The following is a 258-nucleotide window of genomic DNA, read 5'->3' as shown; positions in this document are numbered from 1 at the left end:
CGTTTCACCGTTATAAAAGCCATCTGCACCTTTTGCGGCAATCAGTTTTAGCGAGCGGGCAAGTTCAGGTTGCTTTAAGCGTTCGCCAGGTTGATAGGCGCTGCCATCAGGTTTAAAAAACACCTGTGTAGTACTTGGCCATTTTTGCATGCGATCACTCACTGCTGTGAGCGATTCAGACCAGCCTGCGGGGACTTCAAGACCATTTTCAGCCAGTGCAATGGCTGGTGCCATCACCTGTCCGCGGCTCATCGTGCC

General features: G+C 51.9%; 1 protein-coding gene. It reads right to left on the bottom strand.

What is annotated here, in order from left to right:
* Window positions 1-252: gamma-glutamyltransferase (locus tag AAEZ06_RS27705; RefSeq protein WP_350617344.1), on the bottom strand; the 252-nt coding region annotated here is incomplete at its 3' end.
* Window positions 253-258 lie beyond the last annotated feature (6 nt).

The organism is Pseudomonas sp. HY7a-MNA-CIBAN-0227, assembly GCF_040310325.1.
Lineage (GTDB): Bacteria > Pseudomonadota > Gammaproteobacteria > Pseudomonadales > Pseudomonadaceae > Aquipseudomonas.
This window is presented reverse-complemented; position numbering and strand designations above follow the sequence as displayed.